This is a genomic window from Chryseobacterium piscicola (assembly GCF_900156685.1).
In the GTDB taxonomy this organism is placed as follows: Bacteria; Bacteroidota; Bacteroidia; order Flavobacteriales; family Weeksellaceae; genus Chryseobacterium; species Chryseobacterium piscicola.
Genome location: NZ_FTOJ01000002.1, coordinates 37,635 through 53,279, shown reverse-complemented (window position 1 = coordinate 53,279; position 15,645 = coordinate 37,635). Strand labels below are relative to the sequence as shown.

At 33.0% G+C, this 15,645-nt stretch carries 7 protein-coding genes; 1 reads left to right on the top strand and 6 read right to left on the bottom strand.

Going from position 1 to position 15,645, the window contains the following annotated elements:
* Positions 1 to 308: 308 nt before the first annotated feature.
* From BW939_RS04285 to dnaK, 6 genes are all read right to left on the bottom strand, one after another.
* Positions 309 to 3,323 carry a type I restriction endonuclease subunit R gene (locus tag BW939_RS04285; RefSeq protein WP_076450235.1) on the bottom strand — a complete coding sequence of 1,005 codons (3,015 nt, stop codon included), beginning with the start codon at positions 3,321 to 3,323 and terminating at the stop codon, positions 309 to 311.
* Complete coding sequence (locus BW939_RS04280; protein ID WP_076450234.1) at positions 3,323 to 5,443, bottom strand: DUF262 domain-containing protein; 2,121 nt, start codon at positions 5,441 to 5,443, stop codon at positions 3,323 to 3,325. The genes BW939_RS04285 and BW939_RS04280 overlap by 1 nt, the downstream gene beginning before the upstream one ends.
* A complete protein-coding gene (locus BW939_RS04275; RefSeq protein WP_076450232.1) occupies positions 5,440 to 7,344 on the bottom strand; it encodes a DUF262 domain-containing protein in 1,905 nt (634 codons plus the stop codon). The genes BW939_RS04280 and BW939_RS04275 overlap by 4 nt, the downstream gene beginning before the upstream one ends.
* A gap of 5 nt (positions 7,345 to 7,349) precedes the next feature.
* Complete coding sequence (locus BW939_RS04270; protein WP_076450230.1) at positions 7,350 to 8,765, bottom strand: restriction endonuclease subunit S; 1,416 nt, start codon at positions 8,763 to 8,765, stop codon at positions 7,350 to 7,352.
* On the bottom strand, positions 8,765 to 10,573 hold the full coding sequence (locus BW939_RS04265) for a type I restriction-modification system subunit M (RefSeq protein WP_076450228.1): 1,809 nt from the start codon (positions 10,571 to 10,573) through the stop codon (positions 8,765 to 8,767). Before BW939_RS04265 ends, BW939_RS04270 begins: the two co-directional genes overlap by 1 nt.
* Positions 10,574 to 11,111: 538 nt before the next feature.
* Positions 11,112 to 13,001 carry a molecular chaperone DnaK gene (gene dnaK / locus BW939_RS04255; RefSeq protein WP_076450223.1) on the bottom strand — a complete coding sequence of 630 codons (1,890 nt, stop codon included), beginning with the start codon at positions 12,999 to 13,001 and terminating at the stop codon, positions 11,112 to 11,114.
* A 470-nt stretch (positions 13,002 to 13,471) separates the two neighbouring features.
* Between dnaK and ppk1 the strand changes: the two genes are divergently transcribed.
* Positions 13,472 to 15,544 (top strand): polyphosphate kinase 1, encoded by a 2,073-nt coding sequence (gene ppk1, locus BW939_RS04250; RefSeq protein WP_076450221.1) that lies wholly within the window; start codon positions 13,472 to 13,474, stop codon positions 15,542 to 15,544.
* Positions 15,545 to 15,645 lie beyond the last annotated feature (101 nt).

Below are 15,645 nucleotides of genomic sequence, written 5' to 3'. Positions count from 1 at the left end.
ACTAATTGCATCTAAATTTTAATGCAATTAGTTCCTTTTTAAAGTTCTTGCACTTTCTTTTTTGAACTTGTAAGAAAAACTTACAAATTTCATTCTCGGTAAATTCTTCTTCGGATATGTTTTTCTAGTTTATATTGCGTTCTGAGGTTTGGTCTCGAATAGGTCTGCTATTTGTGATTGAGTAAGCTAAACCGTATCTTGCTCAAATTGGATATTGATTTGAGTAGAGTCATCATTGGCTTTATAGATTTTTTTTTATCCTTAATTTCCATAAACTACAAATGCTTCAAATCACCTAATATTTTTACTTAAATACTTTTACCTATCCCTCTATTAAATATTTCCTTCACCATTCCAAACAACATCGAATTAAAATCTTCTTTTGCTTCTTTATTGTCATTGATTAGTTTATAAAAATCAAAATTAGTAGTTATATGTTTTAGCAGTTCTTGTTGGGCAATTTTGTCATTGGTTATTCTTGCATTTTGCTCATCAGAATATTTCATCGAATTTAGCAATTCTTCGTTTTTGGCAACATCATTCGCGATGCTTTCTACCATTTGTCTTACTTTGTCTGCACTTTCAAATTGCGTTCCATATCTATCATTAAATGTTTGTAAAATATTTGAAAGCAAATCTTTATCTGTATCGCTTTTTCCACCTCTCATATCAGTTGGCATTGGTTTCAAATCCTCACCTTGTTCCATTACCATATTTGTAGTTGCTTCTAGCTGCAGACGGTAACTGTCCATATCAATATTATCCAAAATGCCTTGTGCAAAATCAATTGGAGTATCGCCGCCCAACTTGTTTTGCAGATGGTTTAAGAAAATGTAAAGCCTTTCTAAATAAGCATTTTCAAAAGATACAATTTGTGATAGAAAAATGTATAAACGAACATATGTCTTAACTTTTGCTCTGAAATCTACTTGTTGCTCTTCAACTAGATCGTTTCTAAACGTAGCAGATGAATGATCTAACATTGCATGGAGCTGATCAACCGGAACGCTAGACAAAATCATATCAGAAAACGCAACAACTTGTTCTTTTGTATAAACTTGAAAGTTATCTAAAGCATCCTGCAAATCAAACAATTTATTAGGATCGGTGGCTTCTCCTAAAATGGTACTTTCAAAATAGGGTTTAAATGCGTTTTCTATTTCTTCCACACTGTTTGCAAAATCCAAAACAAAAGTTTCTTTCTTTAATGGATGACTTCTATTCAAACGAGATAAAGTTTGTACCGCATTTACGCCACCTAATTTTTTATCTACATACATGGTATGCAAAAGTGGCTGGTCAAATCCGGTTTGAAATTTATTTGCTACTAATAGAAAACTGTATTCATTTTTCTCAAATTCTGCAGGAATTGAGTTGCTTGGAAAGCCATTCAAGCTTACTTCTGTTTGTCCGTCTATTTCACCAGAGAATGCAACAATAGCTTTGTATGGACTATTGATTTTTTGTAAATAATCATCAAATGCTTTTTTATATTTCACTGCGTTGGCTCTGCTACTTGTTACCAACATTGCTTTTGCCAAACCGCCCATTCTTTTTTTCTGCACTACATTTTCTACAAAATGGCTAATTATTAAAATAGCTTTCTTTTTTATGGCATGTTCATGGCTTTCGACATAATGTCTTAATTTCTTTTGAGCATTCAGTTTATCATATTCTGGGTCATCTTCAATTTTTTTCAGCAGAGCATAATAACTTTGATACGTCGTATAATTCTGCAATACATCCATTATAAAACCTTCTTCAATAGCTTGTTTCATAGAATATAAATGAAAAGCACAAAATTTTGTTTGATCACCTTCGGCATAAGGAACGCCGAATAATTCTAAGGTTTTATTTTTAGGCGTTGCGGTAAAAGCAAAGTAACTGGCGTTTGGCAGTAATTTCCTAGACTTTATCAAAACTCTTATTAGATCCTCGGCATCTACGTCGCCATCTTCATCTTCTTCATAGGCGGAAATGTCATTTTTTAATTCATCCTCGTCCTGTACTTTAGAAAGGGCCTCATTTAGTTTTCTTGCCATTTGTCCGCTTAAACTACTGTGAGCTTCATCAATGATGATGGCGAAATTAGTTCCTGGCAATTCTCCGATTTCTTCTACAATAAAAGGAAATTTCTGAATGGTGGTAATGATTATTTTTTTGCCTTCTTCCAATGCTTCTTTCAACTGCTTTGCTCCATCTGTAATGGCTTCAACAACTCCTTTCACTTGTTGAAATTGCTTGATATTATTTCTGATCTGCGCATCTAAAACCCGGCGGTCTGTTACAACAATAACGGTATCGAAAATATGGTTTTTCCCAGATTTATCGTGTAATCCTACTAATTGATGAGCCAGCCAAGAAATAGAATTTGATTTTCCCGAACCTGCCGAATGTTGAATTAAATATTTTTGTCCAGATCCTTTTTCTTGTGCATCTGCTAAAATACTGCGAACAGCAAACAACTGATGATATCTTGGGAATATGAGTTTCTTTTCTTTCTTAGTCGTTATTTTACCATTTGCATCTGCATATTCTTTTTCTTCTGTAATCAGTTGGCAATAATTCTGAATAATATCTGTAAGATTATTCTTGGTTAAAATCTCCTTCCACAAATAATCAGTTTTGATGCCGTCATTTGGTGGATTCCCTGCACCATTGTTATTTCCTTTGTTAAAAGGGAGAAAGTATGATTTGTCTTTTTTAAGGTGTGTACACATCCAAACTTCTTCAGTATCTACCGCAAAATTGACCATCAATCTTCCTAAACGAAATAATTCTTCGTTTGGATCCCGGTCGGTTTTGTATTGTTTTATAGCGTGTTGAACATTTTGTTTGGTCAGTTCATTTTTCAACTCGAAAGATATTAGAGGAATACCGTTAATGAAAATAACCATATCCAATGATTTTTTATCATTTGGCGAGAAGTAAACCTGTCGCATTACCGAAAACAAATTGGCATCATACAAAGCTTTATCACCTGCATTGTAAGCGGAAACAGGCTTATCATAAAATAAATTCAACTTGGTATCTGTAAAACCATCGGTAATCCCTTTGCGCAAAACTTCTATAATTCCCTTTGCTTGAATCTGATCATTCAGGCGTTTAATTATTTTTTGCTCATAAAGTTCTTTATGATATTGCTTTAGTTTGGCGACCGCTTTTGGTTGCGTAGTTTCTAGAAATTGAAACAGCAAATCCCGATCGATGCATGCCACATTATCATAACTCTTGTTTTCGCGGAGCAGATAATTATTTGCATCGACCAAATATTGAGAGATGTGTGCTTCAAGGCCTTTTTCGGTGGTATTGGTTATAGCCATTAGTTTAATTGTTTATAATATCCTTCGTTATATACTTTTGTTGTTTTCAGTAGATAAATATCACTACCATCCACGCAAACCCTTTTGTCTTGACAAAAGCGTAATGTACTCAATTCAGATTTTAGATATTTTAATCGCCAATCTTCTATTGTATTTATATTTTCATCAATAATCGCCTTTAATTGATTATCAAAATCTTCATAAGCCTGTAACCTTAATATAATTGATCTTAAACAAGACGATGAATGAATAAATTGGTTCCATTCATCCGTAGATTTACAAAGGTGATATCTATTCATCCCTAAACTATAAGTATAACTTTCGTAAACTTTATAATCCTCAACAGATAAAATTGCCTTTCTAAATAAATCTGAAACTTCATTTTTAAAAATTGAAATAAAAACGCTAGAAACTTTAATAAAATCATCAATATTAACAGTATCTAAATTCTCTAAATCAAAATTTATATAATCAAATGCTATTGCAATTTCACCTTTAAAAACAGGAACATTTTCCAAATCCCAAAAACTTATCTCCAGAAACTCTCGATTCAAACTATTTGGCGGATTTTTGTATAATTGAAACTTTGCCTTTTCTTCCGCCGTAAATAAACTTTTAGAAATTTTTTCTAATTCTAAAATTTTTATTGTAGACCCTTGAAGTAAGGTAGCTAATTTAATAGCATTTATACAATTTACATTGGCTGCTTTAGAAATATTATCAATCCTACTTAAGTTAAAAAGATATCTCGCAAATCTGTAAATTTCAATACTTTTAAAATCGTCGATTTCTTTTTGCTCTTTTACAAATTCTAAAATTGGAATTATTCTAAAACAATCAATCTGAGACAAATGATTTACTTTGCTTTCTGTTTTGCTATAACTTTGTAACCAATTTTGCTCAAATAAATTACCAAGGTTTAAATCAAAATCTACATAAATATCTTTAAGCGAAGTATAATTTGAACTTGAAAAAATAAATTTAGTTGCTTCTATATACTTTTCAATTTCTATTAAATCTAGGAATTCAACTTTTAGTTTGATACCTTTTTTCTCCCATTTAATAACTTCAATAATATCTTTTTTATCAAGACTGTTTTCATTTTCATTATCAATATCAATTATTGATTTTTTTGACATTGAAATAATTTGAACCCATCGCAAAAACTCATTAAATCCCTCATCAGCATTCACATTGCTTCCTTTATTTACCCAAAAGAAATCTTGCCAGTCTTCCCATTTTTTACCCCAATATTTTTTAATTCCTGCGAGCGATTTTTCTTCTGTAAAATCTTCACGATTTGAAATTTGTGCTACATCTATATCTTTCAGCGCTCCTAATAAATCTGCTTTTATATTTTCATTATTTTGAATTTGCTCACCGCGAGCATTCATATATATGTATAATTCTTCACCTTGCTCACTAATATTGGTGTCAAAATACCAACAATCCACATAATCAAGAATGTAGTTTAAAAAATCTTTTGATTGTAACTTATTTTTTTCAACAAAACTATTTAGTGTTACATAGTTGCAAATGATCGACTGTATAGTTTTATCGTTCTTGTAATCGTCAAAATACCAATATTGAGAAAATAATGCTTTACTAAAAACTGTTTCAAAATCATCCACTGCTGTGAAATCGTGATCTAAACAAAATCCAATAAAATTTTTAAAGAAATCATGTGAACTTTCTCTTACCTTAAAATCAATTTTAAGCTGCTTGTCCTTAAAATATTTATTTTTAAAATCTTCTTTTTCATCTGTAGAAATAAACAAATTAAGCAATAGAAGATAAACTGTTGTCACACGTTGTTGCCCATCTATTAAAAAATATTTCCCTTTATACTCCGCATCGTTGTAGGCATAAATAAAACCAATATTTGAAGCAAATTGTTGTTTTTTGTAATAGTTAACGAAGAGTTTTTTAATTTCATCATTGTCGGCTGTAACATTTATTTCTTCCTTCGTAAATTTCTCATAATCATTATGCACTGAGGTAAGCAAACCTTCAACCTGTTCTTTTTTCCAGACGTAATCTCTTTGGATTTCAGGGATAATGATTTGTTCCACTTCTCGATTAACGAACAATTCTCTTATGGTATACTTCCCTGGTTTCATATTTGTTTTTTAGCTTTCAGGTTTTTAATCGTCTTTTCAATGTATGTGAAGTGATTATCTGCATCTTCTTTGGTCCATTTTAAAACGCTATCTGACTTTATAATAATTTTATTAAAAATTTCGAAAGTGTGTTTTGGAACAAAACTACCGTTTTGGATCAATTCGTTTACATTATCTCTCTTTAATTTAAACATTGCACAACCGTTTGAACTGTTATCAGGTAATGCTAATAAACTCATATTCCCCAATTTATTAACCCAAGTTTTCTGTAATGCTTTGTAATATATTTCTTTTTCATCGTCTGTTCTTTCAGGTAAACTTAATACTCTTTTTACCTCTTGAATATGCTCATAATCTTCGCCAATCATATTCAAAATTTCCTGCTTTTCTTCATTATTTAAAATATGATTGCTGCCTCTCCATTTTCCTTCTGGACTTTGTGGAAATATATGTTCTAACGACCAATTATTTTTTACTCGGAAATTATAAAAATCAAAACGTACTTCAGTTTTTTCTTTAGCTGTTTCGAAAACATTTAATGCCAATAAAACTTTATGGATTTGCGTGTTATATTCACCTCCATATTTCAATTCATCAATATTAGTTGGTAAATGTTTATTCCTATCTGTTATTAGTTCAGAAAAAAGCTTTTCTTTAGACCAGTGAATAGTTTTGGTTAAATAGTTTATTTTATTTTCACCGCTTCCTTCCACAAAAAATAGATAACCCATAAGATTATAAATCTGATCATTCTGAAAACGGTCTTTTAGGATTAGAAAGATTTCTTTTAGTTTTATTAAGAGTTCTAAACTAGAATTATTGTTTTTGGTTTCTGCGTGAAAATAATTAAATAATAAAAATTTACTATCCTTTATTTCAATATCTTTATTAAAAGTCATAGATAATAACAAAAATAGCAAAGCTTTTTCTTGGGAAATTTTCTCTTTGCTATCATTAATTTCTCTCCCAATTCTTTCATTAAAACTTTTTTCGGTAAATGTTTTATTGTTATTTGAAAAGAAAAAATGTTTTACTTTTTTATCATTTACCCAAGTTGCTATTTCATCCCATTGCCTTCCTAAAGCTGTTCTAATTTCAAGTATTTCTCGAAAATGCTTTTGTTTTGTATTTTCAGAACTATGTCTTGCTGCTTTTGTGAGCAATAAACCTTTAATTAATTCTGCTTCAGTAAGCGGCACTTTGTTACTATTCAGATTTCTAAAAACACGTTCACTATCAATATGCGGTTCTACTTCGTTCACTATTATTTTTACGTAGTTTAAAATAAAGTCGGCGAATTCTTTTAATTTTTGCAAACCATCATTTGCAGTTAAACCTTCATCATCTTTATCTATTTTTTCATCACAAAATTTATAGATGTACTGCGCTGCACTATGTAAATAAAAGATATCTTGATTATTTTTAAATTCACCTTGAATATGCAATCCTCTTTCTTCATATTTAGCTTGTACAAATGCTATCAATTTGTCTCTTTCGTAAATATATTCTTTGAAAAAATCTAATCTTATCGCATAATCTAATTTGTCTTTAACTACATTGTCTTTATTATCCAGTAGCATATATAAAACAGACAGCAAAATAGAAAACGTAGTAAGTCTTTGTTGCCCATCGATAACTTCAAGATGATTTTCTTTTACAATCTTCTTTACCGTAATGTATTGCATATAATACTCTTTGCGGTTGCTATTTTCGGAACTTTGAAATGCTTCCCACAAATCATTCATTAAAACCGGCACTGCATCCGTAGGTTTTTCAGATGCCCATTTGTAACCACGTTGATACGCAGGAATATGGTATTTAGCAGCATCATATTGTCCCAAACAACCTTCATTAGAATCTCTGCTGAAAATATTTTTTATATTGAATACTAACTCTTTCATTTCTACTAATTTTCAATTCCCATTTCCTCCCCATCTTCCGCCACCAAACCCATTTCCTCTTCCATTTCTGCGTATTCTTTGTCTTCTTCAAAAGACGGCACATTATATTCCCGCACATCTATTTTCCCGGTAACTGCTTCTGCAATGAGAGCTGTTCTGTATTCCTGCACCAAAGCGATTTCTTTTTCTATGGTGGCAATGGTTTTTGTGATGATGGCAGTTTCTTTTTCGATGTGGGAAACGATGGCGGATTGTTCGGAAAGTGGCGGACATAAACATTTTAAATTGATTAGTTTATCTTTTGTAAGATGCCCAATACTGACTTTATTTGTAATTGCATCAAATGCTCCTTTATTTCCGTATAAGAAAAATAAATTTAAATAGTATTCAGCTAAATTTTCACTATCGACAGTTACCTTGTGAGCCGAATTTTGAATATAACATTCTTCAATCTCATTATTCCACAAACATGTTTTACCAACTTCGCCGCCTTCACTTAAAACCAAATCTCCTTTCTTCAATCTGTATTGAGATAGTTCTTTATCAGAGAACCACATTTCTTCAACATTAGAAACATCAACTTTTAGCCATTGAATATTTTTGGATTTTAAATAAGGTTTTTTAGAATATCCTCCCTTGTCCTCATTGCAAAGCATTTTACCTAACACAGCTTCCGCCACATACTTCAACTTCCTCACTTCCCAATGCTCCGGAATCTCGCCCAACCATTCTATTCCGCTGGGTTTCATTTTGGCGTTTGGGTTTAAACCTTTGGTTACGGCATCATTGATGATTGCTGCTTTCTGTTCATTTAGCAGTTTGATCAATTGCTTTTTCTTAAAAATAAAACGGTCTATTTTGGCGGTTTTGTAATCGAGGAAATTGGCGATGGCGGTTTGTTCGGATTTTTTCGGACACGGAACATACAATGATTTGATAACGTCTTGACTAATATTGGGTTGTCCACCTCCGTAACTGAGATTTACAATTTGAGGCTTATGACCAACGAACCAATACATCAAAAATTTATTACTAAAAATATCTCCTTCTTCAATATTACAACATGCTTGGTTTGTTGTTGCATCAAATTGAATGATACAAACTTTACCAATCGTTGCACCATACATTGCAATAGATAAAGTTCCACTTCGAAATAATTTCAATGCAGAGTTTTCTTCTAATGCTTTTGCCGTTACTTTCTTTTTGCAACTATATAAAATACCATTATTAAAATCACCTGTATTTAGCCAATTAATAGTACCATTTTCATAAAAATCTTTATTACTTGAACTTGGTGTTGTTCCGCTACCAATTTTTTTTACACCTCTTGAAATTTTCCACTTTTGCCAATGCTCAGGAATTTCTCCCAACCAAGCAATACCAGAATCTTTGTATGTTGAGTACGGTTTTATTACTTCCATTATGCTATAATTTCTTTTAATAAACCATCTGTTTCCTGCTCCAGCAAGAGAATATCTGCTGCAATATCTTTCAACGGTCGCAAACCTTCGTATTGGTAAAAATATTTATTAAACGCAATTTCGTAGCCCACTTTCATTTTGGTTTTATCATACCACGCATCCGGTGCAAAAGGCAAAACTTCTTTTTTAAAATAATCGGCAATGCTTTCTTTCATTGGCACATTTTCTATGTCTTTCAAACTGCTGTCGCTTTTTGGCTTGCCTTTGCTGTCGGTTATAATTTTACCGTTCTCATCTTTTTCCGGTTGATGTACCGTAATTTGGTTAAAGCCAAAATCGTCATTATCAAATATTTTGCTATATTCGTTTTCTTCAAAATCAAAATACATTTCCTGTATCGCTTCAATATGTTGGGTAGTCAACTCATTTCTTTTACTACCCAAACTTTTCCGCATTTTCTGGAAAAACGCTGCCGAAGAAGCATTAATGAGTTGCACTTTTCCTTTTCGCTTTTCTTCTTTCACATTGCTGATGAACCAAACGTAGGTCGCAATTCCTGTGTTGTAAAAAATATCGTTGGGCAATTGTACAATACATTCCAACAAATCATTTTCGATAATGTATTGACGAATGCCACTTTCGCCACTTCCGGCATCACCTGTAAAAAGCGCAGAACCATTGTGTACAGAAGCAATTCTGCTTCCGCCATCTTTCGGGTCTTTCATTTTAGAAAGCATATGAAGCATAAACATCAATTGTCCATCATTGCTTCTGCTCGTTAAACACGTCACTTCCGGTTCGCCTTTAAAATTTTTAATAGGAAGATTAAAACGTTGGTCAACGATGCTGATTTTCTTTTCTGTTCCTACATTCAGATTTTCCTGATCCTGTTTCCAGGTGGTTCCATACGGCGGATTGGTGAGCATGAAATTGAATTTCAAATCGGGATCAAAACCATATTCACTTAGCGTAGAACCAAATTTTATTTTATCGGGATCTTCACCTTTCAACAACATATCCGATTTACAAACGGCATACATTTCGCCCGTATTTTCCTGTCCGTACAAATGGAAAGAGGCAGTAGATTTTATTTCCCCTTCCGGATTGGTGGCGAATAATTTAGATTGTGTAAGCATTGCACCAGAACCCGCACAAGGATCGTACACCAAAAAAGTTCCCTGCTGTATTTTATCTTTTACCGGCAGATAAACCAAATGCGTCATCAACTCAATAATTTCTCTGGGCGTAAAATGTCGTCCTGCAGCAGCATTGGTTTTTTCGTTGAATCTTCTAATTAAATCTTCAAACATATAACCCATCGCCATTGGCGAAATTTTGTCTGGACTTAATTCCACTTTTGGATTACAGAATTTTTCAATTAACGCAAAAGTGATTCCGGTACTTTGAAAAGTTTCAAGCTGGTTTCTAAACTTGAACTTGGTAATGATATCCTGTACATTTTCAGAAAAGCCATTGAGGTAATCTAAGAAATTGGCATCGATGTTTTTAGGATCATTCAACAACATTTTCATGGTGTAAGGTGACGTGTTGTAAAACGCCAAACCCGATCCATGTTGGTCACTGGTTAAAAGTCCGTACAGATTATCAATTTTACTTTTGTATTCCTCAAATGTATTTTGAACCCGATTTTTGGTGGGTTCCAAAGCCAAGTCGAGGCGACGCAAAACCGTCATGGGTAAAATAACATCCTGATATTGATTTTCTAGAAATTTATTGATTAAAACATCATCGGCAACAGTCCAGATGAAATTGATGATAGGTTGAAGAGATTGGGTATTAAGGCTCATGTATATTTTTTAAGTGCTTAAAAAAATGATATTTTTTGAATATTATTTTAAAACTGTTAAATTTAAGGAAACAATTCTAAGTAAAAAAAAGGGAAACCTTAAATTGTAAAAATAATTTAAAATCTATTTCTAACGGTTAATAACTATGGATTCTCGGTATTTTAAAACCTACAACTTGTTTCAACCTAAGTATTCGAACGCTTATAAGAAACCGCTGTTTTCAACCCATAGAACGAAGGAGTTTGCAAATAAAACGGTTTCGAAATCATTAAGTTGTCATTTTTTTGCTGGCAATTTAATTTCATTTTCTACTAAATCAAAAAGTGATTGTCGAAATTTACTGTCTTTGGAAAATTGATCAATGGTTTCGATTGATTCCATCCTATTACAATTCAATTTTTTTCCGTCTTGTTTTAATTTAGTGTACCAAGATGAAATTTGACTGAGCCAACTTGAGTTGTAGATGAGCGTTTTAAACAAAAAAATTCCCCAAGTTTTCACTTGGGGAATTTTTTTGTATCAGTTTTAAAACTGTTTATTATTTCACTTCTTCGAAATCTGCATCCTGAACATCTTCTGCTCCGTTTGCTTGACCTTGAGTTTGTTGAGCGCCTGCTTCAGCACCTTGTCCTTGTGCGTACATTTCTTCTGAAGCCGCCATCCAAGCTGCATCTAGAGCTTCGGTTTTGGTTTTTACGCTGTCCATATCTTTTGCTTCGAAAGCGGTTTTCAATTCTGTATGAGCAGTTTCGATTGCTGCTTTTTTGTCTGCAGATAATTTATCACCAAATTCTTTCAGTTGCTTTTCAGTTTGGAAAATCAATCCGTCTGCTTTGTTGAAAATTTCTACTTCTTCTTTTCTTTTCGCATCAGAAGAAGCGTTTTCTTCAGCTTCACGTTTCATTCTTTGGATTTCATCATCTGAAAGTCCTGAACTTGCCTGAATTTTGATAGATTGCTCTTTTCCGGTTCCTTTATCTTTTGCAGAAACGCTCAAGATTCCGTTGGCATCAATATCGAAAGTTACTTCAATTTGTGGAACTCCTCTTTGAGCCGGTGGAATATCTGTAAGGTCGAATCTACCGATTTCTTTGTTATCGTTGAACATTGGTCTTTCACCTTGTCCTACTCTGATGCTTACTGCAGGCTGGTTGTCAGACGCTGTAGAGAATACTTCAGATTTTTTAGTTGGAATTGTAGTGTTGGCATCAATTAATTTCGTGAAAACAGAACCCATAGTTTCGATACCTAAAGAAAGTGGTGTAACGTCTAATAAAAGTACGTCTGTAACATCACCAGTTAAAACTCCACCTTGAATGGCTGCACCAATTGCTACAACCTCATCTGGGTTAACACCTTTCGAAGGTTTTTTACCGAAGAATTTCTCAACTTCTTCCTGGATAATTGGGATTCTTGTAGAACCACCTACCAAGATTACTTCGTCGATATCGCTGATAGAAAGACCTGCATCAGAAAGCGCTTTTTTACAAGGCTCCATAGATCTTCTTACCAAGTCAGCAGATAATTGCTCGAATTTAGCTTTCGTTAAAGTCTTCACCAAGTGCTTAGGACCTGTAGCTGTAGCTGTGATATACGGAAGGTTGATTTCAGTTTGAGGAGAAGAAGACAATTCTATTTTTGCTTTTTCAGCTGCTTCTTTCAATCTTTGTAATGCGATTGCATCAGATTTTAAATCTACACCTTCTTCAGCTTTAAACTCGTCTGCCATCCAGTTGATAATCACATCATCAAAGTCATCACCACCTAGGTGTGTATCTCCATTTGTAGACAATACTTCGAAAACACCGTCTCCTAAATCAAGGATAGAAACGTCAAAAGTACCACCACCTAAATCGTAAACTGCAATTTTTTGGTCTTTGTGTGCTTTATCCATACCATAAGCCAAAGCTGCTGCAGTAGGCTCGTTGATAATTCTTTCTACTGTAAGACCAGCGATTTCACCCGCTTCTTTGGTAGCTTGTCTTTGAGCATCATTAAAGTAAGCCGGAACAGTGATTACCGCTCTTGTTACTTCTTGTCCAAGATAATCTTCAGCCGTTTTCTTCATTTTCTGAAGAATCATTGCAGAAACCTCTTGTGGCGTATATTCTCTGTCGTCAATTTTTACTTTTACAGTATCATTTGGTCCACTTACTACTTTGTAAGGTACTCTAGACACTTCAGAAGCATCATCTTTGAAATGTGTACCGATGAATCTTTTGATAGAGTATACAGTTTTTGTAGGGTTTGTTACCGCCTGTCTTTTTGCAGGATCACCTACTTTTCTTTCACCATCTTCTGTAAACGCTACGATAGAAGGCGTTGTTCTTTTTCCTTCTGCATTAGGGATTACTACAGCATCTTTACCTTCCATTACGGCAACGCAAGAGTTGGTTGTACCTAAGTCAATTCCGATTATTTTACTCATAATATTTATATTTTTTCTAATTTTTAAAATTCAATAACACTCTCACTTTCTCAATATCTGTACCATTAGATTTTTTATGACAAATTGACAGTTTTGGATTTTTTAAATTTAATTTGAGACAAATTTGAAATGTATTTTGATTTATAATGACAGTGATGGTGCAGTTTTTCTTTTACAGGAAGAAAAGCAGAAGATTTTTAAGAAGATTGTAAAAAAGTAAGTGTATTAATTTGAAGACTATTTGTTATTTGGCTGCGAAATAATGAATAAAATTAGTGAAACCTTTTCCACTGAGACTGCACTTATGGAAGCCTTTCTATTTTTTAATCTATTTAAAAATCTATTTTAAGAGAAAATATTTTCCACTATCACATATATTTCTTTCAACTAAAAATTTAATTAAGAATTAACTTAAGAATCAAATAAAAGACTAGTTTTATTAGTATTTTTGAAAAATTTTATACGCAAATATGTCTTTACATTTTAATCCCAGAGATGTTACCTGGTTAGCATTTAACGAAAGAGTTTTACAAGAAGCAATGGACGAAAACGTGCCTCTCCACCTCAGAATTCGTTTTTTAGGGATTTTCTCAAATAATTTGGACGAATTTTTCAGAGTCCGTGTTGCCGGATTGAAACGTGCCATGGATTTTAAGGAGAAAGTAATTGCCGAATCTTTTTATCAGCCACCATCCAAAATTCTTCAAAGAATTAATGAAATTGTTATTACTCAACAAGCAGATTTCGACAAAACTTGGAAAAAAATCCAGGTGGAAATGGCAGAGCAAAAGGTTTTCATTAAAACTTCAAAAAATCTGACTGCCAAACAAAAAGAGTTTGTAAGACAATATTTTGATGAAGTGGTGGAAGCCAATGTCATCCCAATCCTTCTTCACGAAAATACGCCAATGCCATACATGAGAGACAAAAGTCTTTATCTGGGTGTTGCCATGAGAAAAAAAGATTGGAATTACCATAGCAACTATGCAATTATTGAGATTCCGTCTCGTTTTGTGGGACGTTTTGTGCTTTTGCCAACGGAAGATTCTGAAGAAAAAAATGTCATGCTTTTGGAAGATGTCATTGCATTTAATCTGCCTCATATTTTTTCTTATTTCGGATATGATGAGTTTTCTGCCAACTCATTTAAAGTCACTAAAGATGCAGAAATGGATATTGATAACGACATCCGAACCAATTTTGCAGAAAAAATAGAAAAAGGCTTAAAAAATAGACGAAAAGGCAAACCAACACGTTTTGTATTCGATAAAGATATGGATAAAGCAATGCTCGAATTGCTTATCAGAAAATTAAATTTAAGCAAAAAAGACAGCATCATTCCTGGGGGAAAGATTCATAATTTTAAACATTTTATGGATTTCCCGGATGTTTTTGAATATTATAAAAAACCATTGGAGCGTACTTCATTTACACATCAGGCATTTGAGCATGGTGAAAGAGTGACAGATGTGATTCTAAAGCAAGATATCTTACTCAGTTTTCCTTATCATACATACACTCCGGTCATTGATCTACTTCGTGAAGCGGCAATGGATCCTGATGTAAAATCTATTCAAATAACAGCTTACCGTTTGGCAAGCAATTCTAAAATAAGCAATGCCTTGATTTATGCTGCCAGAAATGGCAAAGAAGTGACGGTAATGCTGGAGCTACAGGCGAGATTTGATGAAGAATCAAACTTAAAATGGAAAGAAATGTTTGAACCAGAAGGAATCACTGTTTTAATAGGAATTCCAGACAAAAAAGTGCATGCCAAATTGTGTATCATTAAAAAGCGGGTACATAATAAAACGTTGCAATACGGCTTTGTAAGCACAGGAAATTTCAATGAAAAAACAGCTAAAATCTATGGCGACCATTTGATTATGACTTCCGACAGAGGCATTATGGCAGATATCAACAAAGTATTTACCGTTCTTAAAAAACCGAAGGAAGATTACTTATCTGTTTTGAAAACCTGTAAAAACCTGATGGTTTGTCCGCAATTTATGCGTGAAAAGATTACTCTTCATATAGATAAAGAAATTGAAGAAGCAAAGGCAGGAAGAAAAGCACAAATGATCATTAAAGCGAATTCTGTTAGTGACCGTGGTCTTATTTTGAAAATGTACGAAGCTGCAGAAGCGGGTGTAGTGATTAAAGTAATTGTGCGAGGAATTTATTGTGCAATCAATCAAAAAGATTTTAAAGAAAAGATAAAAGCCATAAGTATTGTAGACGAATATCTTGAGCATGCAAGAGTAATGTATTTCTACAATAAGGGTGCTGAAGACATCTACATTTCGTCTGCTGATTGGATGAACAGAAATCTTGATTATAGAATAGAAGCCGCCGCAAAAATCACTGATAAAAATCTTAAAAAAGAATTGAAAGACATTTTAGACATTCAGTTGAAAGATAATGTAAAAGCAAGAATTTTAGATAAAAAACTAAGCAACGAGTACATTAATAATGACCAGAAAGAATGCCGTTCGCAGATTGAAACCTACAAATACCTGAAAGCAAAAACCACAGGAAAATAGTTCCAGATAAGGGTTTAAAGTACCTCAAAATAATTGTAAACAATAAATTTTGTACATTCGATTACTAAAAAATATTCGATTTTAAATTAAACAACTGAAAT

What these genes read in the sequence shown, in the direction of transcription:
- BW939_RS04285 (WP_076450235.1), bottom strand. Translation starts at nt 3,323, where the DNA reads ATGGCTATAACCAATACCACCGAAAAAGGCCTTGAAGCACACATCTCT.
- BW939_RS04280 (WP_076450234.1), bottom strand. Translation starts at nt 5,443, where the DNA reads ATGAAACCAGGGAAGTATACCATAAGAGAATTGTTCGTTAATCGAGAA.
- BW939_RS04275 (WP_076450232.1), bottom strand. Translation starts at nt 7,344, where the DNA reads ATGAAAGAGTTAGTATTCAATATAAAAAATATTTTCAGCAGAGATTCT.
- BW939_RS04270 (WP_076450230.1), bottom strand. Translation starts at nt 8,765, where the DNA reads ATGGAAGTAATAAAACCGTACTCAACATACAAAGATTCTGGTATTGCT.
- BW939_RS04265 (WP_076450228.1), bottom strand. Translation starts at nt 10,573, where the DNA reads ATGAGCCTTAATACCCAATCTCTTCAACCTATCATCAATTTCATCTGG.
- dnaK (WP_076450223.1), bottom strand. Translation starts at nt 13,001, where the DNA reads ATGAGTAAAATAATCGGAATTGACTTAGGTACAACCAACTCTTGCGTT.
- ppk1 (WP_076450221.1), top strand. Translation starts at nt 13,472, where the DNA reads ATGTCTTTACATTTTAATCCCAGAGATGTTACCTGGTTAGCATTTAAC.